This is a genomic window from Streptomyces sp. NBC_01410, assembly GCF_045040195.1.
Classification (GTDB): Bacteria; Actinomycetota; Actinomycetes; order Streptomycetales; family Streptomycetaceae; genus Streptomyces.
Genome location: NZ_CP109530.1, coordinates 567,081 through 588,299 on the forward strand (window position 1 = coordinate 567,081; position 21,219 = coordinate 588,299).

The following is a 21,219-nucleotide window of genomic DNA, read 5'->3' on the forward strand; positions in this document are numbered from 1 at the left end:
CGGGCCCTATCGGATCGTGGGCAGGTTAGGTTCAGGCGGGATGGGCTGGGTCTATCTGGGGCGTTCACCGAGCGGGCGGGCGGTGGCCGTCAAGGTCGTACGGCCGGAGCTCGCGGACGATCAGGAGTTCCGCAGACGCTTCGCCCGCGAGGTGGCCGCCGCGCGGGCGGTGAGCGGCGCGTTCACCGCCGCGGTGATCGACGCCGATACGGACGGGCGGCTGCCGTGGCTGGCCACCGTGTATGTGCCCGGTCCTTCCCTGGCGGAGGCGGTCACCCGGCACGGGCCGTTCCACGAGTCGCAAGTGCGGCGGCTGGGCGCGGGGCTGGTGGAGGCGCTCCAGGTGATTCATGCCGCCGGGCTGATTCACCGCGACCTGAAGCCGTCGAACGTGCTGCTGGCCGAGGACGGGCCGCGCGTGATCGACTTCGGGATATCGCGGTTCGCCGGGTCCAGTGCGATCACCCGTCCCGGAATGTTGATCGGTACGCCCGCGTTCATGTCGCCCGAGCAGATGACCGGGGTGCCGGCCGGTCCGGCGAGCGATGTGTTCTCACTGGGCGGGGTGCTGGCCTTCGCCGCCACCGGCAACGGCCTCTTCGGAGGCGGTCAGGGGCTGCTGTACCGGGTCGTCCACGAGGAGCCCGCGCTGGACGCGGTCCCGGACGGGCTGCGCGACCTGATCGGGCGGTGTCTGGCGAAGAGACCGGAGTCCCGGCCCGCGCTCGCCGCGCTGCTGGACGAGCTTCTGCTGCCGAGTCCCACGCAGTCCAGTTGGCCGCCCCCGTCCGTCGCCGATTCCATTCGTGTGCGTACGGGCGAACTGGCAGGACAGCGGGCCGGTTCGGCAGGCACCTCGATTCCGTCCTGTCTGCTGCTGCATGCCCAGGCGCTGCTGGACGCCGGGCTGACCGACCGCCTGGTGGTCGAGGCGGTGAGCCGTGCGGGAGGCTGAGACGGCAGCGGGCGGCGGACTCGAACTGGCCACCAACTGGCGGCGACTGGTCGACGGCTGGACGACCGCGAGCAATATCCGTTCCGTCGCGGACACCACATCCGTCTCCATGGAATTCAATCTTCCAGAGGTGGGACGGGTGGTGACCGTGAGGTTTATGACGACGACCAGACTGCTCGTCGCCTTCATGACGGACGGCCGTTTCCTCAAGCCCGAACAGCTGGCGCTGGCCGCCGCCGCGGCGAACGCCTGGAATACCGAACAGTTGCTCCCCATGCTGTCCGTCTGGGACGTCCGAGGGCCGCAGCCCTGTCTTGCGGGCGTCTGCTCCTTGCCGCTGACCTGCAGGATGACGCAGTCGGACTTCAACACGCTGGCCGCCGACTGGGCTGGACGGGCCCGCCAGATGTTCACCCGCTGCCATCAGGTGTTCCGGCTCTGAGAGCGGGGAGTTATTTACGCCAATACCGGTTTAAGAGCGGCCGGTTCACCGTAGAATCACGGTGAATTCCCGGGCCGTAGGGGGCAAGATGGGCCGGAAAAGGGTGGGCGCATCGCTGTTCACCGCATTCCTTGCGCTGCTGATCGCGACAGCGATTCCCGGCGCTTCTTCCTGGGCGGACTCGACCGCTCCGTGCAAGGCCGGCCGCCCCGGCCTCGGGGTGGACCTGCTGCGCTGCTGGTCCGACGCCGCGAAGGCCGGCGGCGGCCGCACGCTCGTCGTGACGCTGCATCAGCCGCTTCGTCTCGACGTCGCGGCAAAGGACTTGGAACTGGTCAGCCACAAAAAGGCTTTCAAGAGGGGGGAGTTGGTCGTCACCCTCCCGCCGAAGAGCGAGAGCGGCGCGGGCGGGACCGTGCTCCTCGTGCTGGCCGGCCATCGGATCGTGGGCGGGGACAGCCTCATCACGCAGCTGGACAGCGGGACCGTCGCGGCGCTGAAGAAGGCGGACGCGTGCGACGCCCTGTGCAACAAGGCAGCTTCCGGCCCGGTCAGGGGCAGCGAACTCATCAAGGGGAAGCTGGCCGCCGACCGCTACGCCGTCATCACACCGGAGACCGCGAGCTCGGGTCCGGACTGGGTACTGGTCGCCCTCACCGCGGCGCTGGCCGCGCTGGTACTCGTCTTCGCCTGGGCCGTCCGGCGCTCCAAGGGGCCGAAGGCAGCGGCGTACCACTCTCACCCGCCCGTCCGCGCCACCGGTGGCCGCGCCGCCGCCCCGGCACCGCTCCCGCATCCCCCGCGGCGTGCCCGCCGCCCCGTCGTCGTACCGGCCGGTCCGCTGCGATCGGCCGTCGTACGCACGGAACTCCATCCCCAGGGGTACGTCGAGCTCGACCACTGCCTGCACCGGGCGACATGGGCCGACGACGACCGGGCGCCGTCGGCCCTCGGCTGCCTCGTCGACGTGGCCGAGCAGGAGTCGGGAGTGCTGCTGGCCTTCCCGTCCGCAAGCCGTGAGACCAGGAGAAGCCATGCGAAGTGACCAGCCGCCCAAGACGCTTCCGATGGAGTACGCCGACATCGAATTCGAGAACAACGCGCAGCGCCTTCCCCTGGTGCTGTGTCTCGACATCTCCAGCTCGATGGCCGGCCCGCCCATACAGATGCTCAACGACGCGCTGCGGGGGTGGACGCAGGAGCTGCACGACGACGTCAGCCTCAGCTACAGCGTCGAGGTCGCCGTGGTCACCTTCGGCGGGCAGGGGGTGGGCGCCTGGAAGGGACCGCACCTGCTGGACCCCCGGACGCCGACCAGCCCGTTCGTACCGGCGCACATGTTCAGTTCGCCGCAGTTCGTGGCCTCCGGGGTCACGCTGATGACCGAGGCGCTTGAGCTGACCATGCGGATCGTGGCGTCGCGCAAGACCGAGCTGCGGCAGAGCGGCCTGCAGTACTACCGCCCCCAGATCTGCATGGTGACGGACGGGCTGCCGACGGATGCGACGGGCCACCAGACCGAGGCGTGGCGGCGGCTGGTCCCCGTACTGAGAGCCGAGCAGGACGCCCGGCACTTCCGCTTCTACGCGATCGGGGTCGGCGGAATCACGGAGCGGGGCGAGGACGTCCTGCGGGCCCTGGCTCCGACGTTCAACGCCCGGCTGCAGGGCTTCCCGTTCCGGGAACTGCTCCAGATGATGTCGGCCAGCGCGAACGCCGAGCAGAAGGGCGCCGGCGACGAGGTCTTCGAGAAGATCTTCAGCCAGTTCAAGACACAGCGCCCGGCCTGGGAATCCTGAGCGGGGGCGGGGATCGTGGACGGGCGGGCCGGGTGGAGGCTGCACGGGATGAGCGTGGAGGGGTACCGCCACCGGCGGGAGGGGGTCCCGTGCCAGGATGCCTGGCACCACGTCGTCACGGGTCCGCCCCATGCGCCCGTGGAGGTCCTGGCGGTCGCCGACGGGGCAGGCAGCCGCCCGCGTTCCGATCAGGGCTCGAAGCTCGCCGTACAACTGGCGACGGCACGGTTCGGGCGGCGGGCGCCCGGGCGTTCCGCGGAGAGCGGGGAGGCGGTGCGCGCGCTGCTGGCCGGCGCTTTCCGCGAGGTGCGTGAGGAGTTCTTCCGGCAGACACGGGGCGAGGCTGACGACTTCGCCACGACGCTCACCGTGGTGGTGCTCACTCCGTCCTGGCTCGGGCATGTCAGCGTCGGCGACGGCTTCGTGATCCTGCGTGCGGGAACGGAGGACGGCGAACCGCAGTTCCATCTGCTCCCCCAGCCGGACATCGTGAGCGAGTACAGCAACGAGACCGTGTTTCTCACCTCGCCCGACGCCGAGCAGCGGACGCAGGTCGACTGTGTGCGCGACGACGGGATCGACGGTGTGCTGCTGTCGACGGACGGGCTGGCGCAGGCGGCGCTGTCCTGGTCCGGCGGGCGTCCGCAGGCGCCGAACGCCTCCTTCGCCTCGGCGGTGCTGCGCTCCCTGGACCAGCCGGGGCCCGTCCCGGAGGAGGATGACGAGGCCTTGGCCACGCTGTTGCGCTCGGACCGGCTCACCGCACTGAACGGCGACGACAAGACCCTGCTGAGGGCGGTACGGCCATGACAGGGCCACGCGTATATCTGGGCGCGGAACACGTCGTACTCGCCGAGGAACCCCTCAAGGGGGGCGGCCAGGCAGCCGTGTTCCCCCTGCTCGGCCGTGCCGATCTCGTGGTCAAGCTCTACCGGGAGCCGCCGGGCGCGGAGCAGGAGCGGCGGCTGGAGAGCATGCTCACGGTGTCACCGCTGGGCGGCCGCCCCACGGACCGCAGCCAGCCGCCGGAACTGGCCTGGCCCACCGCACTGGCCCACGGGTCCGGCGGGGAGTTCCTGGGGTACGCCATGCGGCGGTTCGGCGAGCCGGACCATGTGCAGCTGATCGGGCTGTTCACGCGGTCGCAGCGGCTGCGGCTCTTCCCGCCGGAGACGGACTGGAAGTTCCTGCTCGGGGTGGCCTGGAATCTGGCGTTCATGACCGCGCGCATGCATCACCAGGGCCTGATCATCGGCGACTTCTCCAGCAACAACGTCGTCGTCGACAAGAACGGCTTCGTCACCTTCCTCGACTGCGACTCGATCGCGTTCAACGATCCGGCCTCGGGCGAGCTCTTCCCGTCCCTGATGCAGACCGCGGACTACTCGGCTCCGGAGCGGCAGGCCGGCGGTCCCGCCACCCGGTCCAGTGACGACTTCGCGCTGGCCGTGCTCATCTACCAGTTGCTGACCGCCGGGAACCATCCCTTCGGCGGCGTACCGCACGACAGCGACTCCGAGGCCACGGTCAAGGACAACATCGCCGCCAGCTGCTCCTACGTGGTGTGGCCGGACCGGGTCATCGTGCCGCGGGCCGTGATCGAACCGACCGTGCTGCCGCCCTCGCTGCTCGAGCTGGCGCGTCGCGCGTTCGGTCCCGGGGTGCAGAGTCCGCCCGCGCGGCCGTCTGCGCAGGAGTGGCTCAAAGCGCTGGACGGCGAACGCTCGCAGATACGCAACTGTGCCGAGCGGCCGCGTCACAGTTACGGCTCCCATCTGGGCGCGTGCCCGTGGTGCGCCCGCGCGGCGGCGACGGGCCAGGATGTGTTCAACCCGCCGTCGACGGTTCCCGGAGGCACTGGAGCCCCGGCGGGCGCCGTGCCGCACGGTCAGGAGGGGTGGAAGCCCTCGGCGAAGACCGTGGCGGTCCTCGTCGCGGTCCTCGTGCTGATCATCCTGGTGGCGGTGCTGTGAAGTAACGCCCAACCCAGGGCTGGCAGCCATCGCCGAGCAGCCGCAGGCGAATGCGGACACGGACGGGCGGCGGCACCGCCTGCCGTGTCTACCGGCTCCCCGACAGACGGGAACCCGCCGGCGTGCGGCGGTAGAGCACCGCGCGTCCGGACCGGGCGCGGACGACGAGACCCGCCTGGTGGAGCACGCCGAGGTGGTACGAAACCGTGGCGGGACTGAGGAAGTGACGTTCCGCGAGCTGGGCGGTGGAAGCCGGTTGTGCCAGGGCCGCGAGCAGTCCGGCGCGGGTGGGTCCGAGCAGCCTGGCCAGTTCGGCGGAGGGTGCCACCGGCGCGGTGGGCTTGTCGCGCACGGGACAGACCACCATCGGCGGCCTCCGTCCGGCCCGTACCGGATCCACGGGCCACGGCGGGCTCCGGCGCCACCAGCGACGGCACCACGACCACCAGGGGCACGGTCAGCTCGATCGTGAACCGGCTCTCGACGTACAGCGTGCCGTCAGCCCAACGGATGCCCGGATGCAGGCAGTTGAAGAGCCCGGCCGCGCCGCGCCTGGCCAGCACGCCGGCGCACCGGTCGACCTCCGCGTCGAGGGCGGCCTTCGCGGCCTCCCAGTGCGGGGCGAAGGCCAGGCCCCAGTAGCGCCGCAGTTCGTCCGCGGCCTGCCGCGCTACGTACTCGCCGCCCCGCGCCACCGCCCGCCGCACGATCCGGCGGCCGATCTGGCCAAGGTGGTGGAAACGTACGACAACGGCGTCGACGTCCTGGACGCGCTGACCACCTGGGAGTTCGTGGACCCGGACTACGCGGCGATGATCGACGCTCTGCACAAGGCGGCGGGCGGCGATCCCGGACCGCTGCGGGGCCTGATCGCGGGTGTACGGCAAGGGAGCGCGGCGACCGCGGCGGAGCTCAGCCAGGGGTTGCACGCCTCGACCCTGTGCCTGGACGGGCGCTATCCGTGGGGCAGGTCGGACACGCCGGTGGCAGCGCGCCAGGAAGCTCTGGAGAAGGCGGGCGCTGAGCTGACACCGGCCGACTACGGCCCCTTCGACGCCACTACGGCCACAGGCCTCGGCTCGATGCTCAGCTGTCTGCACTGGCCGCGCACCCCTGCCCCGCAGCTGCCGCCGGAGCACCGCCGGCTCCCTGGCATACCGGTACTGCTGCTCGGCGGGGACCGGGATCTGTCGACGCCGCTGGAATGGCTGTACGACCAGAAGAAGCTGACGCCGCGAGCCCGGGTCGTGGTGGTGCCAGGGGCAGCGCACTCGGTGCAGACCAGGGCGGTGAGCGACAAGGGCCGTCAGGCGGTGTTCGACTTCCTCTTGCCGCGCTGATTGCGGGCGGCGCCCGCGAAAGGCGTGCGGTCGCCGTCGGCACCACGCGGTGTCGGGCCACGCAGCTGCGTGGCCCGACACCTTTCGGTCATGCGGCGGATCCGTCGGATGACAGGCGATTCTCACGGGCAGTTGATTGCCGTGTCGCCGGTATCGCGATTGCAGGTGTCGAAGCCCAGGCCGCCGTCGAGGCTGTCGTTGGCGATCAGGTTGTCCACGGCGTTGAGGGTGTCATTGCCCTCGTTACCGTTGTGCGTGTCGTTGCCTCTGCCTCCGGTGACCGTGTCATTGCCCTGGTCGCCGTTGAGGGTGTCGTTGCCGTCGTCGCCGTTGAGGGTGTCGTTACCGGCATTGCCGTTGATGGTGTCGTTGCCCGCCAGCCCGGAGATGGTGTCGTTGCCCGGGCCGCCGTTGATGGTGTCGTTGCCCGGAGTCGCCTGCAGTCCGAAGGCGGCCGGGTCGTCGCCGACGAGCCGGTCCGCCCGGGGACCGCCGTTGAGCCGGTCGTCGCCATCGCCACCGACCACTGTCCCCGTAACGTCGAGGTTCGGAGAGATGGTGACATCGTCATCGGCGTCCTTGGCGTTGACCCGAACCGCCGTAATGGGCAACGGGCACTCGGCTGTGTGCGCCGACGTCAGTTGACAAGGAGCGACGGCGGCCACGGTGTCCCCTGTGTCCGTGACCACGACAACGTTGCCGCGCCGCCGGACGGTGATGTCGTTCGACACACCCTCGTCGGCCGTGACGACCAAGCTGTCGCCGACCTCCTCGACGACCGTGGTGCCGGCGAGGACACCGCCGCCGGGCACCGCACCGGCCGCGGCGGATGCGCCGGCCTGCGGGGCGAAGGCGAGTGCGCCGATTGCCACCAACATGATGCAGATACGCCGGGCTTTCATCGGTGTCCGCCTTTCGTTTCGTCCTGCCGCATACCGGGGTCTGCTGTGCTGCTCACACGCACTCATCACGGGCAACCGCTGACGTTGTCGCCCAGGTCGGCCCGGCAGTCGTCCATGTGAGGGCCCCCTTCGACGTAGTCGTTGCCGCTGACGTTGTCCACGGCGTCGATCGAGTCCCGACCGCTTCCGCCGTCCGCGTAGTCGTTGCCGGCGCCGGCGACGATCTGCTCATTGCCGCTGCCACCGTCGATCACATCGTTTCCGGCGTTGCCGTTGATGATGTCCGCACCGCCGCGTCCCTCGATGGAGTCGTTGCCGCCGCCGCCGAAGATCCTGTCCGCTTCGGCTCCCCCGGTCAGGGTGTCGTTGCCTGCGCCGCCGGAGAGGAAGTCGGAGCCCTCGTCGCCTTGGAGGGTGTCGTTGCCGGACCCGCCAGAGAGGCTGTCGTCGCCCGGGCCGCCGATCAGCGTGACGCCGAGGTTCGCCAGGGAGGAGGTGACGTTGTCGGCCTGGTCGCCTGCGTTGACCACGAGTTCAGTGGTGTCGGCGGCCGGGCAGGCGACTTCGGTCGCGCTGATCGCGGTGCAGTCGCCAGAGGGTGCGACCGTGTCTCCGGTGTCCCTGATCCTGATGCTGGTGCCGGTCTGCCAGACGGTGATGGTGTTCCCCCGTCCCACGCCGGCGACGACAGTAATGGTCGTGCCGGTCTTGTTCACGAGCGTCGTGGCGAGAATGCCTGGCGACGGTGCGGCGAAGGCCGCACCAGCCCCACCCGTGAGGCACAGAATGGAACCGCACGTTGCCAGAAGTGCGACGGTGCGAAAATGCCCTCTACGCATGGCCAACCCCCCTAAGAGTTGTGATGGTTGAATTCGGTCGTGCGGCCGGCCGCATTGCCTCCCGGAGGGACGGCCGCGGTGGCGGAACGGCTCGCCAAACGCGGCGAGGGGGCGGGTAAAAGCCAGGTCACCGGCGTCCGATGGATCCGGCCCATCGGGATTCGATGCCCGGATGCCCTGGCAGCCTTCAGCCGTCGTCGATCATCCACTCCCTCTCCTGCTCATGCGCCGGCGCCTACTTGCCGACGAAGCATCAGGAACGTCCGGCCACCAGAGCATGTCGGGACACGAAACCCAACTGAAGGCGAATTAGCGCCAATACCGCATTCACGGTCTCCGCGCGTGGACCGCCCTACGGCCCGGGTCAGGGATCAACCTCTGGACGCGCAGACGGTCGGATTCTCATCAATCGGGAGTGCAAACTGAAACGCTTGGTCCGTACTGCATTGAACTATTTCCCAGACGCGGGGCGACCGGCGTTCGCAAAACGATCTGGAGGCATCGAGGGGCGCCGCCCCATGCGTGGCCCGGCGACGTCGGTCCTTGCCCAGTGGGGTGTCCGAGGTTCGCCAGGCATCTCTAGCGGAAGCTGTTGCGGATGAGTTGGAATGATGCGTATCTGGACAAGCTGGCGCAGTCACACCGACCCGACGGCGTACGGCGGGGACCTATGCCCCCTGTCGCACACGCGCATGAGGACGTCCTCGGCCCGGGCGGCGCTCCGATCGGGATCAACCTGACAGATCTCGGTCAGGCGCGTTATGCTCGCCGCGATGATGACTCATTCTGTTGGCAGATTGGGGGTCCCGTCCGCGCAAGGTGAGTGCTGATGCTCACTCAGATCGCGAATGGGGATTCCCGCCTTTCCTTCTGGCTGCGCGTGCGCGAGTTCGCCGTGCCGCCGTCCATGATCGAGACTGCGACCGCCCGACGCCTCGCCGGGGACTGGGCGGGGGCGTGTGCCGCCGCAGGCATCGATGTCGATCTCAATCTGCGTTCCGTGGCCCGTACCCATGGCCAGGAACTTGCAGCCCAGGTCCGGGCCGATCTCCGCCATCTGGCACCTGATCTGTTGCGCTGGCAGATGCCGAGGATCGCTCCTGACGGGCTGCTGCGCCCAGGTCTGACCATCGCTCTGACCCGGTACGAGGCTGCGGGGGGTAACGGCGAAAGCCCAGTGCACCTCGTGGTCCGGACTCCGCCGGCGTGGGCGGATGCCGGTCAGCGGATCAGCCTCGCGCTGTGGGACGGATCCCACTCCGAGGCGAGCGCCCGCCGCCATCCGCATCCCCATCCCGACCGGCGCTTCCGCCTCGACCTGCACCGCCACCTGTGGGACGCGCGCAGGACCCACGAGCTGCGGATCCGGTCCGGAGCCGATCGGCCGCCCGCCGACGGCTGTTCTGTAAGGGACGCGGATCTGCTGGGGGCCGTGCCGCAGGGGCGACGCTGTGCAGTTGACCGGTGGGCGGCCGAGGCGGGGATCCTGCTCCACGCCGAGGGGCGGCTCACCGGCACCGTCCTCCTGCGGTTCGGGGGCCGGCATCGGCTGGTCCTGGACCTGGTCGCGGACAGAGACGGCGTCGGGCCGCCCGCATTGCGGATCGCGGCGGCATCCACCGATGACGGCGCCTCCGCACTGCCGGTCCTGCCCGACGCGGCGACGTGGGTGCTGCCCGACCTGGAACTGATCCGCACTGGTTCGATCGAGCCCGACCGGCTGCACCCGCTGGTCGCCTCGGCACTCGTACCGGACTGTTCGCCGGCCGATTCCTCCCGGACTCCGTCCCGGATTCCGGACCGGGCGGGGCAATCGCGCCTCGTGGAGTGCCGGGGAGCTCAGCACCGGATCGGCCTGGTCGATGGCGTGTTGGCGGCGCTGGACCACGACCCGGCGGAGATCCGCCGGGAGGAGCTGCTGGCCGCACTGACCGGTACTCCGCTTCCCTGCCTGCGAGCCATCGACGACGCGCACCGTCGTCCCGACTGCCTCGCCGGTGTCCGCGAACGACTGGACCATGGCGACACCAGCGGTGCGCTGGCCGTCGTCGAGGGCCTGCTCGGCCCCGAGGCACTGCTGCGCACCGGCGCTCTACGGGACGAGCTGGAGGCGGCCGCACTACGGCGGATCACCTACGGACTGTTCAGGGCAGGCATGGTCGGACCCGGACCACGATCTGGCCGCAGCCGCCCCGGGGATCGCCGTCCCCGTGACCTCCGCTCGCACCCGCGCCACGCGAACTCCGCCTGACCTGGGACGTCCGTCCCCGCACCCACTCTGCTCGCCACGAAACCCATAGGTGAAAAAACATGCCCACATGCACCCCGTTCACAGCCACACGCGCCCCCTCCGACACGGCCCACGCCGCCCAGCTCGATGTCGCCGGCGAGTTGCTGGCCCTACTGCGCGATGCCACCACCGAACCGCGCCACGACACACAACTGGAGGCCCTGACGCTGGCCGTGGCCGCCGACCTTCCCGTGCTTCTGTGGGGTGAGCCGGGTATCGGCAAGACCGCAGCCCTGACACAGCTTGCCGCGGCCCTGGACCTTCCGCTGACCACAGTGATCGCCAGCGTCCACGAGCCGTCCGACTTCTCGGGACTACCGGTGATCGGAGACGATCCCGCGGAACAGGGTGTCCCGATGGCCCCGCCGGACTGGGCGGTGCGACTGGTACGGGCCGGCCGAGGGCTGCTGTTCCTCGACGAGTTGTCCACCGCACCACCAGCCGTTCAGTCCGCCCTGCTCCGCCTGGTGCTCGAGCGGCGGATCGGCACCCTGCAACTGCCGCCCGGGGTCCGGATCGTGGCTGCCGCCAATCCGCGGTCCTCGGCGGCCGACGGCTGGGAGCTGAGCCCGCCGCTGGCCAACCGGTTCGTTCACCTTCAGTGGACTCACGACCACGAGGTCGTCGTACGCGGCCTCGGTGGGACCTGGCCCCGGGCAACACTGCCACGGCTCGCTCCGGAGAAGCTGTCGGAGGCCGTGGACTTCGCCCGCCGCGCGGTGTGCGGGCTCCTCACCGCCCGCCCCAAACTCGTGCACCAACTGCCCAGCAGTGAAACGCGCCGGGGCGGCCCCTGGCCGTCCCCCCGAAGCTGGGAGACGGCCCTGTGCCTGATCGCCTTCGCGACCGCGGCCGGTTCTTCCCGGGACGTACTTTCCCTGCTGGTCAGGGGCACTGTCGGGGACGGACCGGGGCTGGAACTGCTGGCGAGCCTGGACCGGATGGACCTCCCGGACCCCGAGGTGCTTCTCGCCGACCCTGCGGGTGCCGCCCTGCCCGAGCGGGGGGATCTGCGCCAAGCCGTGCTCGACGGTGTGGTGGCGGCGGTCCGCCAACGCCCGGAGAAGTCCCGCTGGGACGCGGCGTGGGCGCTCCTGGTCCGGGCGGTGGAGACCGGAGCCCCGGACCTGGTGGTCGTCCCCGCAACCACCCTCGCCACGCTGCGCCAGGAGGACTGGGACGTTCCGGCAACGATTGAAGGGCTTGCCGGAGCGGTGTCCCTGTCCCGGCGGGCAGACCACGCGGCGGCCCGGGCCGCGGTCGCCGCGAAGGCCGGACGATGAGCCCGGGCACACCGGGGACACTGGACCGCGACAAGCTGTTCGCCGCCCGACTGCACGCCGCCCGGGTCCGGCCCTACTTGGCGACAGCCCTGTTCGCCCTGCACACCGTCGAGTCCCGGCTGGTACCGACGATGGCCGTCGACCGGCACTGGCGGTGCTATGTCTCGCCGGGGTTCGTCGATCGGACACCGGTGGAGGAACTGGCGGGGGTATGGGTGCACGAGGTGTCGCACCTTCTCCGCGACCACCACGGACGCAGTGACCGGGTCGCGCGGGAGCACGCGCTGACCGGCCCGGCGGAACGGCTGCGGATGAACATCGCCGCAGACTGCGAGATCAACGACGACGCGTTCGGTGACGGGCTGGTCCGGCCCGAAGGCGCTGTCGAACCGGTGTCCTTGGGGCTGCCCGAGGGGGAGCTCATGGAGGACTACCTGCGCCAGTTCCGGCTCGGGCCGCATACGCAGAATCTGGCCTGGCTGGACTGTGGCAGCGGCGCCGACGGACTGGAACGGGAGTGGGACCTGGGACCGGACGGCGCGCACGGCCTCAGCGCGCAGGAACGGGACGCGGTCCGGTTCCGGGTGGCGCACGGCATCACCGGCCGCCCGGGAAACGCTTCGAAGGGGTGGCAGCGGTGGGCGGACGAGGCGTTCCACCCGCCGCAGCCGTGGCGGGAGTTGCTCGGAGCGGCGGTCCGCTCGGCGGCCTCCGGCTCCGGCGCGGGCGAGGACTACACCTACGGCAGGCCGTCGCGGCGCTCGGCCGGGGTGCCCGGCGTTGTTCTGCCGAGCCTGCGGCGCAGGCCGCCTCGGGTCTCCGTGGTCATCGACACATCCGGCTCGGTCAGTGACACCGAACTGGGCAGCGCGCTCCTCGAAGTTGCCGCGATCTCCCGCGCCGTGGGCGGCCGTCGCGACCTGGTCACCGTGCTGTCGTGCGACGCGGCGGCCCGCGTCGTGCAGCCGCTGTGCCGTGCCGAGGGAATATCGCTGGTGGGCGGCGGCGGTACGGATCTGCGTACGGGCTTCGCCAGGGCGCTCCGAGCGCAGCCCCGCCCCGATGTCATCGTGGTCCTTACCGACGGTCAGACACCCTGGCCGGGCACACGACCACCGTGCCGGACGGTGGTGGGCCTGTTCCCTCGGCAACTGGCGGCCCGGTCGTGGGACGAAGACGATCCCGATTACGTGCCGGACTCGCCGCCCGAGTGGGCACGAGTGGTGGTCATCGGGTCTGCCCCCGCTGCTCGGTGAGCCGCCTGCCCCCACTCCCCCGGCCGGATCACCATTGGCGGGGTGGCAGCGTCCGGCTCCAGGTCGGTGTCGGCGGGCGGTGGCCCTGCGCTGGTCGGTCGGGTTCCACTGAACGTCGGCCTCACCGGCGGCAGCGGACGGGCCTGTCCACCGTCCGGCAGCGCGTCGAGGCGCAGGGAACCGTCACCGCAGACAGCGAGCCCTGCGCCGGGGCGGTGTTCACCGGCTATGCGCGGGCGGTACCGGCGGGTGCCTGTACCACCCGCCGCCGTGTCCGCCCCCTCGTCGGGAGACGGCGCGGCCTCCGCACTGAGCGTCGGCTGTTGGCCCTGTGTCGGTTGACGGGCCGTCCGTTTTCCTCGACCGAGGAGACTCACCTACTTCGCGCCCCGGACCGGGTGGCCGCCGAGGCCGGACTCGCGCCAGGTGGTGTTTCGATAACGCCGACACCCGCCGGCGCCCGCATTCGTACCAACGCCCAGGCCGAGCAGGTCGCCCCGGTCGGCACGACCGACCCCGGATACGGCCGTGCCCCCTCCGCCGTGGCGGTTCGCAGGTGTCAGGCGCCGGGCGGGCGAAGCCCAGCCACCGCCCATTTCGCCCGCGTGGACAGCCGGCTGAGTGCCTTCGCCGACTCCTTGCCGATCCTGTCCAGCAGGACCCTGCCGTGCGCCATCGTCGCACGCGCGAGTTCCGCGTCACCCGCCTCGACCGCGGCGAGCACCAACTCCAAATGCTGCTCCGTGATCAGCCGGCCCAGCCCCCGGCGGTGCCACTGGGCAACCGCTCCGTCCGGCGTGGAGCCATCGGCGCCGACCGCCGCCCTTGCCCGCTCCAGTGCCCGCCACGCTGCCGCGAGGTCGCCCTTGCGGCGCTCCAGGCGAGCCAGGACGTACGCCTCCGAGGCCCGGTCCCATGCCGTGTCCTGAAGCGAGAGGAGGTTGAACTGGGCGCGGGCCGCCTGTGCGTGGTCGCCGATGCGCTCCAGCGCGCGGCTCAGCTCCCGGAGCCGGTCCGCGTCCGGGCCCGTGTCGTCCAGCATGCGGATGAGCGCGACCCGGGCGTGCTCGACACGACCCTGCCGGTGGGCCAGCTCGATCCAGGTGAACTCGCTCTCCGCAGCCATATCCCGCCCGTGCCGCTCCGCCTCCTCGGCGCGGGCCCACTCCACGGCTCCGGCGCTGTCGATGACCTGCCAGGCAGTGGCCGAACGCAGTAGCGGAACGTCCTCGTCCTGCCCGTGCAGCGCCACCAGCACCGCGGCCAGCCGCCGCTCCTCGAACCACTCGGTCCGTGCGGCATTCTCGTGCTCCAGAAGGAAACGCAGCAGCGGCAGGTCGCCGTCGCGGCGGTCGTACTGAGCCGCCCGCAGCACCCCCGCCCGCAGCACCAGATCCGCGGCCGCCTCCTCCCGCGCGCCGAGGTCGCCGGAGCGCATCCGCTCCAGCGCCTCCCGTCCCGGGCCAAGGACGATGTCGCGCAGGGGCTGCCGGAGAAACTCGTCCAGCCGGTACGCGCAGAGCTCGCGGGAGTTGAGCAGGACGTAGTCCGGCTCGGTGCGCCCGGCGGCCGACTCCGACATGGCGAAGAGTTCGACCAGCGGCCGGTCCGGCAGACCCAGACCGCTGATCAACGCCGCTCGCTGCACGTCCAGTTCGGGGGCGAACTCCTCCCGTGCTTCGTCGTCCGCCGCACGTATTTCGGCGAGCAGCTCCTCCTCGTCCAGCTCGGCGGAGATGTGGTCGCACCACCCGGGCAGCCGGACGAGAATCTCGAGCGCCTCGCCGACACTGTCGGCGAGGAGCGAGGCGTCCCCCTCGGAGGACGCGTGGAGCACGGCCGTTCCCCCGCACAGGAAGTACGTGCCGCCGGTGTCGTCACCGGCGATCGGCTCCAGCGACACACCGGACGCCAGGTGCACGGCCTCGACGTGGTACGCCCGGTCCACATCGAAGTCGAAGGGAAACGCGGCCAGTTCGGCCAGATCAGAGCGGGTGCGCAGGAGTTCCAGAACACGGTCGGTCATAGGGCCGAACCCTAATGAGGCTCCAGCAGGAACATCCAGCGCAGTGGCACTCCAAAGGAGCCCCGCGATGCGCCCCGGCCTGGCCGCGTCGATGGACGGGTCGAGTTGGAGCTCGATGCGCTCCCACGCGGCGCTTGAGCCGCGGAGAGTCGTCCAACGGCACAACGTTTACGTCGCGTTGGGCATCATGGGGCATGTCCGAGGCAGTTCAAGTAGGAGTATCGCTGATGGGGAAGCGAGGAACGTGAAGTTCATTCTCGAGGTCAATATGGTTGACGGGCGGTTGGCGGAAGATGCCGCAGGTGAGCTGGGCCGCATCCTCCGATACTGGGGCGGGAACCTCCACCACTACCCCCTGAAGCCCGGCGATGGTTCGGCCATCTACGACTCGGAGTACCGCGAGGTCGGCCAGTGGTGCATTGTCGCCACCACCGAGACCTGAACCCTGAGCTCGATGTGGACATCGGCAGCTTCACTCCGCGATGTACGTGCGGTAGGTCCATCGGTAGACCGGCATCGTCTCACCGTGCAAGATCCGGTATTCGTGCGCGAACTCGAAGTGCTCGTAGGCGTTGTGGCGCAGGATCTTGACCGGTTCTCCGTACCCCCCGGGGGGCATTGCCCAGAGCTGGGGAAGGTCGTCGGGGCCTCCTTGGAGGAGCACGAGGTTCGACGGGTTCATGATTCTTGCCTCCAGCAGCCTGGGCTGACTCGAAACGGAGCAGGAGGCGAAGGGGCGTTGCCGGGCCCCGTTCCCGCGGCCCGGCAACGGGCTCCGCGTCCCTTCGCGGGCTCACGACGCGGTGTGGTCCTCGAGCACAAGGCCCATGTGCTCGGCGAGGCCGGTGGCCAGGGCCGCCAGCGTCGGGTGCTGGTAGACGAAATTGGCGGCGATCTTGATTTCGAGGCCTGCTTCGAGGCGGGTGCGCAGTTCGAGAGAGAGCAGCGAGTCGAAGCCGAGGGACTTCAGGGGCGTCTGTGGATCGAGAGTGGTGCCCTCTCCCAGCCGGAGCACCGCGCGAATGTGACCGGCGATGTACGCCTCGAGAGCGGTACGCCGTGCGAGACCTGCCGGGAGGGCGCCCAACTCGCCGCGAATGTCGGGGACCGGTTCCGGTCCGGTGGTCGTGGGCCGGTCGTCGGTGAGGAGGCCGAACAGCGAGGAGTTCCGGACCGCCGGGAGGATCCACGCCTCCGGTTCACCCGGGATCACGCCGGTGCGGATGCGCCCGTGCACGAGCAGGGCGTTCAGCGCCTGGAGTCCCTTCTTCGTGGGAATGGTCCGGTAGCCGCGGTCGGCGAAGTCCACGGCGGCTCCGGTCTCGCCCCACGCGCCCCAGTTGACGGACAGCGTCGGCATACCCCGACCGATACGCCAGCCGGCGAATCCGTCGAGCCAGGAATTCGCGGCGGCGTAGGCACCCTGACCCGGGTTGCCCAGGAGGGACGCCATGGAGGAGAACACGACGAACCAGTCGGGGCTGTGACCGGCAGTGGCTTCATGCAGCCTCCACGCACCCGTCGCCTTGGGGCGCCAGACCTTCGAGAGCTGTTCGTCGGAGATGTTGGTGATCGCGGCATCGTCGAGCACCATGGCGGCGTGCACGAGCCCCCGCAGCCGCAGGCCGTTCGCGGTGGCGGTGGCCACGAGGCGTTCGGCGGTGCCCGGATCGGCGATGTCGCCCAGAACCACGGTGATCCGTGTGCCGCCGGCCCTCAGCTCCTCAAGGGTCCGTGAGGTGGACCGAGGGCCGGGCGAGCGGCCGTTGAGGACGACATGTCCCGCGCCCTGCCCGGCGAGCCAGCGGGCGGCCTCGAGCCCCACACCGCGCAGCCCGCCGGTGACTATGTAGGCGCCACCGGGGCGGACGGCCGATGGTTCCCCGTCAATACGCGCGGTGGTGTCGCCCTGGTCCGGGACGGTCAGCACGAGCTTGCCGATGTGGCTCGCACCGGCCATGAGACGGAACGCCTCCGTGGCGTCGGCCAGAGGGAAGGTCCGGTGAGGGAGGGGTGCCAGCCGGCCGGACGCGATTTCGGCGAGCACCTCGCGAAGCACGGCGGTGAACACCTCGGGCCTGTCGTGCTGGAGTTGGATGAGGTCGACAGTGCTGAGGGTGATGTTGTTCCGGAACGGCGCCAGTCCGATGGACGCGTCGGCGAGGATGTCGCGCACCCCGAGCTCGACGAAACGGCCGAAGGGCCGCAGGGCTTCGAGACCGGCCCGGATCGCGGCGCCCGACAGGGAGTTGAGGACGACATCGACGCCCTCGCCAGCCGTGGCGGCGCGCGTCTGCTCGGTGAAACGCACCGACCGGGAGTCCATGACGTGCTCGATCCCCATGCCGCGCAGATAGGCGCGCTTCTCAGCCGAACCGGCCGTGGCCAGGACCTCGGCCCCCAGCATCCGGGCGACCGCGACGGCGGCCAGTCCCGTACCGCCGCTCGCGGAGTGGATCAGGACCCGTTCGCCGGCGGTGAGCCCGGCCACGTGCCGCAGGGCGTACCAGGCGGTGATGTACGCGGCGGGCAGCGCTGCGGCCGCTGCCGGTCCGATCCCGGCCGGAAGGGGCGCGACGGCGTGGTCGGGCACGGTGACGAACGTACCGAAGGCACCGCCCCGCAGGTCGACGGCGAGCACCGGGTCGCCGGCGCGGACGGCGCGTACGCCCTCCCCCACCGCGGTGACCGTCCCCGCGCACTCGAACCCGATGCGGTGCCTCGCCTCCTCGCCGTCTCCGAGCAGGCCCATGGCCGTGAGTACGTCCCTGAAGTTCACCGCTGCGGCAGCGATCCGCACCTCCACTTCCCCGGCGCCCGGCTCCGCCCTGGCGACGACGGCCGGTTGGAGGCTGTCCAGGTCGCCGAAGCGGCCGATGCGCAGGCGGAATCGGTCGGCGCCGTAGTGGACGCTACGGGTGGTGGCCGCGGTGTGTTCGGGCTTGGTGAGCGGCGCGTATTCCAGCCGGGCGACGTGGCGGCGGCCGCCGCGCAGGGCGATCTCGTCCTCGGGCCCCGCGTTGAGCAGTTCGGCCGCCACGTCGTGCAGTGCCGTGTCGGCCGGGTCGGCATCGACAAGGGTGGCGCGCAGCTCCGGGTGCTCGTAGGCGAGGACGCGTACCACTCCCCGCAGGGCGCTCTGGCCGGGGTCGGCGGTCTCGCCGGCACGCACGTTGTGGGCGCCACGGGTGACGAGGAAGAGGCGTGGGGGCTTGGGGAAGCCGGCGAGGACCGCCTGGACGGCGCCGATGAGCCGACGCGTGCGCCCCAGACCGTCCACGGCCGGTTCCGGGCCTTCCGCGGGCGGTGCGCACAGGACGGCCACCGCGTCGGCGTTCGCCGGGCGGCCGGCCCAGCAGTCCGCGAGCGCGTCCTTGACCGTTGCCAGCGGATGGTCGCCCACCGGGGTGTCGAGCACAGCCGCCTCCGCCCCCGCCGCGCGCAGCAGACCGGCCAGCTCCCACGAGGAGCCGTCACCCTCCCCGATGACGAGCCAACTGCCCGGTGAGGGCGCAGCGATCGACCCCGCTCGCGGGGTGCCGTGCCACCGGGGCTCGAGGAACCAGCCGTCGACTCCCCCTGATCCAGCGACATCCGGCGCGCCATGGCGGACCAGCTCCAGCCCATCGATGGCGAGCACCGGCCTGCCCGCCTCGTCCAGCAGGCGGAGGTCTCCGGTGACACCGTCGGCTCGCTCCTGCGTGATGCGGCCGTGGCAGTACACGGCCGTCATGGGGTCATTGAGGATGCGTAACGCACCGACTCCGACCGGGAGTACGAGGCCCCGGCCGGGATCCCGCAGGAGCCCCGCCACGAGCACCTGGGCGCAGCAGTCGATGAGGACCGGGTGGATCCGCAGGTCCTGCGGCGCGGATGCCGCCGCCTGCGGTAATGCCACGCCGGCCCAGCTGCTGTCACCGTCGCGTGAGACCCGGAGGCTGGTGATGCCGGTGAAGGCCGGGCCGTGTTCGATGCCCCGGGCGCGCATGCCCGCGTAGAGCGTGGCCGGGTCGAGCACGACCGGGTGTTGGGCCGTCAGCGACGTCAGTGTCTGAACCGGCGGCAGCGGACCGGCACCGGCGTGGTGCAGTTCGGCGGTCGCCAGGAGTACCCAGCTTCCCTCGTCACCGCGGGCATGCATCTCACAGCCGGCGCGGTCCGTCGCGGTCGCGGTGACCGTGGTGACTACCTCGGTGTGCGCGGTCAGCCGCAGCAACTCCAGGAAACGCAGGCCGGTCACCTGGATGTCCTGCGGGGGCGCGCCGAACACCGCGCACCCCGCGGTGAGGGCGAGGGCACAGTAGCCGACGCCCGGGAACACCGGGTCCCCGTGCACTCGGTGGTCGGCCAGCCAGGGCACTGCCTCGGTGCCCGCGTCCGCGCGCCAGTAGTGGCGGACCTGTTCCCCGGGGATCTCGGCGTGGGTGCCGGGCAGGCCCGTGACCGTCGGCTCAACCGGCGCCGGTGCGGGGGCGGTGTGGTCCGCCCAGTGGCGCTGCCGGTCGAAGGTGAGGCACGGTACGTCGCAGAGCTCGCCGTCCGCGTAGAGCGCCGACCAGTCGACAGGGACGCCGGCGCAGTGCAGGGCGGCGAGCTGGGTGCGGAAGGTGGCCGCTTCCTCCTCGTCACGGCGGAGCGTGGGCAGGACGACCGGGTTGTCGAGGACGCGTGGCAGGCTGTCGGTGACGGAGCGGGTGACGACGGGGTGGGGGGAGACCTCGACGTAGACGTGGTGCCGGTCGGCGGCAGCGGCGGCGATCGCGGAGGCGAACCGGACGGGACGGCGCAAGTTCGCGCACCAGTACTCGGCGTCGAAGGCGGGTGTCTGGCGGGGGTCGTCGAGAACGGTCGAATAGAACGGGATGCGGGGCTGCTGCGGCGTCAGATCCCGCAGGGCCTCCTGCAGACCGGGAAGCAGCGGGTCCACCTGGGGCGAGTGCGAAGCGACGTCCACGGCGACCAGATGCGCGGGTATGGCCCGGACGTCCCAGGAGGCGACCAGCCGTTCAACATCCCGGGTGCCGCCGGCGACGACCGTCGAGCCGGGCGCGGCCAGCACCGCAACCGAGACCGCTCCGCTCACCCCTGCCTCGTCGAGTTCCCGCTCCACCGCGGCACGGTCCAGGCTCACGGTCGCCATCGCGCCGGCACCCGCGATCCTGGTCATCAGCGAGGAGCGGCGGCAGACGACCTTGACGCCGTCGGCGAGGGTCAGCGCTCCGGCCACGACCGCCGCCGCGACCTCACCCATGGAGTGCCCCACGACGGCGGCCGGTTCGATTCCGTAACCCCGCCAGAGGGCGGCGAGCGCGGTCTGCACGGCGAACAGCAGCGGCTGCACCCGCGAGCTTTCGGTGACCGGCACTCCCCGGGACACCATGTCCAGGACGGAGAAGCCGGCCTCGGCGGCGATCAGCGCGTCGGCTTCGGTCAGTGCCGCGGCGAAGGCTGGTTCCTGCTCCAGCAGGGCGCGTCCCATGCCGGGCCATTGCGAGCCCTGTCCGGAGAACACCCACACCGGGCGCCGTGAGACCCCGGCGGCCACGGCCCCCGACACCACGCCGGGTTGGGCCCTTCCGGCGGCGAAGGACCTCAGGGCGCCGACCAGGGCGTCGCGTGAGGAGGCCACCGCACCGAGGCGGCCACGGCCGGCCGAGCGCCTCAGCGCGAGTGTGTGGGCGATGTCGCGCAGCGGGACGTTCGCCCCGTCCTGCTCGAGCCAGTCGGCGAGCCGCTCCGCCGCCGCGGGAAGGGCCTTGGCGGATCCAGCCGGTACGAGGAAGACCTCCGGCGTTGGCATCTGCTGCCGGCGCGGGAGGTGCGGGCGTTGGGGAGCACCGGCCGGTGCCTGCTCGAGTACGACGTGGGCGTTGGTGCCGGAGTACCCGAAGGACGAGACCGCCGCGAGCCGGGAGCGGGAGCCAATGGGCCACTCCGTCAGCGCGGTGGGCACGAAGAAGCGTCTCTTCCGGGTCGGCCAGGCGCAGAGCGCACGTGCGGCTTTCGCCAGCGGTCTGACATGCGTCGGCACCATCCTGGAGCGGGTGCCATTGCGGGAGTTGCCGCCGTGGCCGCCGCTCTTCCCGACCGGGACCGTGTCAGCCATAGCCGAGG

General features: G+C 71.0%; 17 protein-coding genes. 11 read left to right on the forward strand and 6 right to left on the reverse strand.

Annotated elements, in window-relative coordinates:
- The first annotated feature begins 16 nt into the window (after positions 1-16).
- The 6 genes from OG741_RS02625 (at position 17) to OG741_RS02650 (ending at position 5,169) form a co-directional block, all read left to right on the forward strand.
- Complete coding sequence (locus tag OG741_RS02625; RefSeq protein WP_405594675.1) at positions 17-955, forward strand: serine/threonine-protein kinase; 939 nt, start codon at positions 17-19, stop codon at positions 953-955.
- Positions 942-1,397, forward strand: coding sequence for a hypothetical protein (locus OG741_RS02630; RefSeq protein ID WP_405594677.1), 456 nt, complete (start codon positions 942-944; stop codon positions 1,395-1,397). The genes OG741_RS02625 and OG741_RS02630 overlap by 14 nt, the downstream gene beginning before the upstream one ends.
- Positions 1,398-1,485: 88 nt before the next feature.
- Positions 1,486-2,442: a hypothetical protein gene (locus OG741_RS02635; RefSeq protein WP_405594679.1), complete on the forward strand. Its 957-nt coding sequence runs from the start codon at positions 1,486-1,488 to the stop codon at positions 2,440-2,442.
- Positions 2,432-3,196 carry a hypothetical protein gene (locus OG741_RS02640; RefSeq protein ID WP_266485792.1) on the forward strand — a complete coding sequence of 255 codons (765 nt, stop codon included), beginning with the start codon at positions 2,432-2,434 and terminating at the stop codon, positions 3,194-3,196. The genes OG741_RS02635 and OG741_RS02640 overlap by 11 nt, the downstream gene beginning before the upstream one ends.
- Positions 3,197-3,244: 48 nt before the next feature.
- A complete protein-coding gene (locus OG741_RS02645) occupies positions 3,245-4,006 on the forward strand; it encodes a PP2C family serine/threonine-protein phosphatase (protein ID WP_405594681.1) in 762 nt (253 codons plus the stop codon).
- Positions 4,003-5,169 carry a hypothetical protein gene (locus OG741_RS02650; RefSeq protein WP_405594684.1) on the forward strand — a complete coding sequence of 389 codons (1,167 nt, stop codon included), beginning with the start codon at positions 4,003-4,005 and terminating at the stop codon, positions 5,167-5,169. Before OG741_RS02645 ends, OG741_RS02650 begins: the two co-directional genes overlap by 4 nt.
- Before the next feature lie 88 nt (positions 5,170-5,257).
- Here the strand turns inward: OG741_RS02650 and OG741_RS02655 are convergent, their stop codons facing one another.
- Positions 5,258-5,536 carry an ArsR/SmtB family transcription factor gene (locus OG741_RS02655; RefSeq protein WP_405594686.1) on the reverse strand — a complete coding sequence of 93 codons (279 nt, stop codon included), beginning with the start codon at positions 5,534-5,536 and terminating at the stop codon, positions 5,258-5,260.
- A 151-nt stretch (positions 5,537-5,687) separates the two neighbouring features.
- On the opposite strand from OG741_RS02655, the gene OG741_RS02660 reads away from it, so the two are divergent.
- Complete coding sequence (locus OG741_RS02660) at positions 5,688-6,509, forward strand: alpha/beta hydrolase (protein ID WP_405594688.1); 822 nt, start codon at positions 5,688-5,690, stop codon at positions 6,507-6,509.
- A gap of 122 nt (positions 6,510-6,631) precedes the next feature.
- Here the strand turns inward: OG741_RS02660 and OG741_RS02665 are convergent, their stop codons facing one another.
- Both OG741_RS02665 and OG741_RS02670 read right to left on the reverse strand, forming a co-directional pair.
- Complete coding sequence (locus OG741_RS02665) at positions 6,632-7,381, reverse strand: calcium-binding protein (protein WP_405594690.1); 750 nt, start codon at positions 7,379-7,381, stop codon at positions 6,632-6,634.
- 95 nt (positions 7,382-7,476) lie between these two features.
- Positions 7,477-8,127 carry a calcium-binding protein gene (locus tag OG741_RS02670; RefSeq protein ID WP_405594692.1) on the reverse strand — a complete coding sequence of 217 codons (651 nt, stop codon included), beginning with the start codon at positions 8,125-8,127 and terminating at the stop codon, positions 7,477-7,479.
- Between the two features lie 952 nt (positions 8,128-9,079).
- Here OG741_RS02670 and OG741_RS02675 point away from each other — a divergent pair.
- From OG741_RS02675 to OG741_RS02685, 3 genes are read left to right on the forward strand one after another with little or no spacing between them, the layout of a single operon-like run.
- The gene (locus tag OG741_RS02675) at positions 9,080-10,501 is read left to right on the forward strand and encodes a hypothetical protein (RefSeq protein WP_405594694.1); all 1,422 of its coding nucleotides are present in this window, start codon (positions 9,080-9,082) and stop codon (positions 10,499-10,501) included.
- A 59-nt stretch (positions 10,502-10,560) separates the two neighbouring features.
- Positions 10,561-11,823, forward strand: a complete 1,263-nt coding sequence (locus tag OG741_RS02680) for an AAA family ATPase (protein WP_405594696.1) — start codon at positions 10,561-10,563, stop codon at positions 11,821-11,823.
- Positions 11,820-13,079, forward strand: a complete 1,260-nt coding sequence (locus OG741_RS02685; protein ID WP_405594698.1) for a DUF2201 family putative metallopeptidase — start codon at positions 11,820-11,822, stop codon at positions 13,077-13,079. Before OG741_RS02680 ends, OG741_RS02685 begins: the two co-directional genes overlap by 4 nt.
- A 559-nt stretch (positions 13,080-13,638) precedes the next feature.
- On the opposite strand, the gene OG741_RS02690 is transcribed toward OG741_RS02685, so the two are convergent.
- The gene (locus OG741_RS02690; RefSeq protein WP_405594700.1) at positions 13,639-15,105 is read right to left on the reverse strand and encodes a hypothetical protein; all 1,467 of its coding nucleotides are present in this window, start codon (positions 15,103-15,105) and stop codon (positions 13,639-13,641) included.
- Between the two features lie 244 nt (positions 15,106-15,349).
- On the opposite strand from OG741_RS02690, the gene OG741_RS02695 reads away from it, so the two are divergent.
- Entirely contained in the window at positions 15,350-15,547 is a 198-nt protein-coding gene (locus tag OG741_RS02695; protein WP_405594702.1) for a hypothetical protein, read from the forward strand.
- 30 nt (positions 15,548-15,577) lie between these two features.
- Here OG741_RS02695 and OG741_RS02700 read toward each other — a convergent pair whose 3' ends face one another.
- Together OG741_RS02700 and OG741_RS02705 are read right to left on the reverse strand one after the other, a co-directional pair.
- Positions 15,578-15,787 (reverse strand): DUF5988 family protein, encoded by a 210-nt coding sequence (locus OG741_RS02700; RefSeq protein WP_405594704.1) that lies wholly within the window; start codon positions 15,785-15,787, stop codon positions 15,578-15,580.
- 111 nt (positions 15,788-15,898) lie between these two features.
- On the reverse strand, positions 15,899-21,211 hold the full coding sequence (locus OG741_RS02705; protein ID WP_405594706.1) for an SDR family NAD(P)-dependent oxidoreductase: 5,313 nt from the start codon (positions 21,209-21,211) through the stop codon (positions 15,899-15,901).
- Positions 21,212-21,219 lie beyond the last annotated feature (8 nt).

What these genes read in the sequence shown, in the direction of transcription:
- OG741_RS02635 (WP_405594679.1), top strand. Translation starts at nt 1,486, where the DNA reads ATGGGCCGGAAAAGGGTGGGCGCATCGCTGTTCACCGCATTCCTTGCG.
- OG741_RS02640 (WP_266485792.1), top strand. Translation starts at nt 2,432, where the DNA reads ATGCGAAGTGACCAGCCGCCCAAGACGCTTCCGATGGAGTACGCCGAC.
- OG741_RS02645 (WP_405594681.1), top strand. Translation starts at nt 3,245, where the DNA reads ATGAGCGTGGAGGGGTACCGCCACCGGCGGGAGGGGGTCCCGTGCCAG.
- OG741_RS02650 (WP_405594684.1), top strand. Translation starts at nt 4,003, where the DNA reads ATGACAGGGCCACGCGTATATCTGGGCGCGGAACACGTCGTACTCGCC.
- OG741_RS02655 (WP_405594686.1), bottom strand. Translation starts at nt 5,536, where the DNA reads ATGGTGGTCTGTCCCGTGCGCGACAAGCCCACCGCGCCGGTGGCACCC.
- OG741_RS02660 (WP_405594688.1), top strand. Translation starts at nt 5,688, where the DNA reads ATGCAGGCAGTTGAAGAGCCCGGCCGCGCCGCGCCTGGCCAGCACGCC.
- OG741_RS02675 (WP_405594694.1), top strand. Translation starts at nt 9,080, where the DNA reads ATGCTCACTCAGATCGCGAATGGGGATTCCCGCCTTTCCTTCTGGCTG.
- OG741_RS02680 (WP_405594696.1), top strand. Translation starts at nt 10,561, where the DNA reads ATGCCCACATGCACCCCGTTCACAGCCACACGCGCCCCCTCCGACACG.
- OG741_RS02685 (WP_405594698.1), top strand. Translation starts at nt 11,820, where the DNA reads ATGAGCCCGGGCACACCGGGGACACTGGACCGCGACAAGCTGTTCGCC.
- OG741_RS02690 (WP_405594700.1), bottom strand. Translation starts at nt 15,105, where the DNA reads ATGACCGACCGTGTTCTGGAACTCCTGCGCACCCGCTCTGATCTGGCC.
- OG741_RS02700 (WP_405594704.1), bottom strand. Translation starts at nt 15,787, where the DNA reads ATGAACCCGTCGAACCTCGTGCTCCTCCAAGGAGGCCCCGACGACCTT.
- OG741_RS02705 (WP_405594706.1), bottom strand. Translation starts at nt 21,211, where the DNA reads ATGGCTGACACGGTCCCGGTCGGGAAGAGCGGCGGCCACGGCGGCAAC.